We start from the raw sequence: 1,663 nt of genomic DNA on the forward strand, positions 1-1,663 counted from the left end.
AGCAGCGTGAAGTTCTCCCGGCCCATAATCGGGTGGATATAGGAGACCGAGGAGGAGGACCGGGTGCCATCGGCACGCCGGTTGATCTGGAAGAAGTTCGCCCCGTTGAGCACCGTCTCATCGTTGTTGAACTTCGCCCGCGGAATCCCGGCCTGCGCGCAGGCCTCCAGCAGCGCCACCCCGCACGGATCGGTGCCCGGCACATTCATCAGGTGCACCGGACCCGAATCCCCATGGTGCGGGGCCGCCGGCCCGGCGTCCTCATTGCTCTCCAGCTGCTGATACAGCCGGTAGGCCATCGCCGCATTCCAGCCGGTGGCCCCGAACTTCGATTCCCATTCATCCAGGTCCTCGCGCGGCGCCCAGAACGCGATGCAGGAATTATGACTCGAGCACCCGCCCATCACCTTGGCCCGGGAATGGCGCATGAAGGAGTTCCCGTTCTCCTGCGCCTCGATCGGGTAGTCCCAGTCGAGGCCTGATTCGAGCAGTTCCATCCAGCGGTTCAGCTGCAAGACCTCCTCGATGCCCCGGTCATCGGGGCCGGCCTCCACCAGCGCGACACGCACGGCCGGGTCTTCACTCAGCCGTGCGGCCACCGCGGCGCCGGCCGAGCCGCCGCCGATGACGATGTAGTCGAAGTCTGTGTTCTCCATGTTCACGTTGCGCCCTTTCTTGCTTATTTCTCGGTGAACCAGCCGGTGACCGCCGGGGCCAGGTTCTGGTAGATGTGCTTGGCTTCCTGGTATTCGCCCAGCCCGGTCGGGCCCAGCTCGCGGCCGATGCCGGACTGGCCGAAGCCGCCCCATTCGGCCTGCGGCAGGTAGGGGTGGAAGTCGTTGATCCAGATCGTCCCGTGGCGCAGGCGTGCCGCGATCCGCTGGGTTTTGGACGCGTCCTGGCTCCACACCGCCCCGGCCAGCCCGTAGTCGGTGTCGTTGGCGGTAGCCACCGCCTCATCTTCGGTGCTGAAGGTTTCCACGGTGACCACCGGGCCGAAGGCCTCCTCGACCACAACGGACATGCCGCGGGCCACCTGGTCAAAGACGGTGGGCAGGTAGAAATGCCCGGCCCCCAGCCCGGGGCCGTCCGCATCGGTGGCTGCCCGGCCACCGCAGCGCAGCCGGGCGCCTTCGGCGAGCCCGGACTGCACATACGCCTCGACCTTTCCCAGGTGCTCCGCGGAGATCAGCGCCCCGGTTTCGGCGTGCTCATCAAACGGGCCGCCGAGGGTGATCTGCTCCGCGCGGCGCACCAGCTCCTCGACGAACCGCTCCGCGATGGATTCCTCCACGATGATCCGCGCCCCGGCCGAGCAGACCTGCCCCGAATGCACGAACGCGCCATTCAGGGCGTTATCCACCGCGGCGTCGAAGTCCGCGTCGGCGAAGATCACGTTCGGGTTCTTCCCGCCCAGTTCCAGGGCGACCTTCTTCACCGTTCCGGCCGCCGCGGCCGCGACCTTGCGCCCGGTGGCCAGGCCGCCGGTGAAGGAGACCAGATCCACGTCGCGGTGCTCGGAGAGGACCGCGCCGACCTGCGCGCCGGTGCCGGTGACCAGGTTCGCCACCCCGGCCGGCAGGCCCAGCTCATCGAGCACCTCCATCATCAGGATCGCGGTGGACGGGCTCAGCTCGGCCGGTTTGAGCACGAAGGAGCAGCC

General features: G+C 67.9%; 2 protein-coding genes. Both read right to left on the reverse strand.

The window, feature by feature from the left end; genetic code table 11:
* The coding region (locus CIK76_RS15000) for a GMC family oxidoreductase N-terminal domain-containing protein (RefSeq protein WP_141393576.1) at window positions 1–656 on the reverse strand (656 nt) is incomplete at its 3' end.
* 23 nt (window positions 657–679) lie between these two features.
* Window positions 680–1,663, reverse strand: a 984-nt coding sequence (locus tag CIK76_RS15005; RefSeq protein WP_141393577.1) for an aldehyde dehydrogenase family protein, incomplete at its 5' end; no start/stop codon positions are given.

Origin of the sequence: Glutamicibacter sp. BW80 (assembly GCF_002332385.1) — a bacterium.
In the GTDB taxonomy this organism is placed as follows: Bacteria; Actinomycetota; Actinomycetes; order Actinomycetales; family Micrococcaceae; genus Glutamicibacter.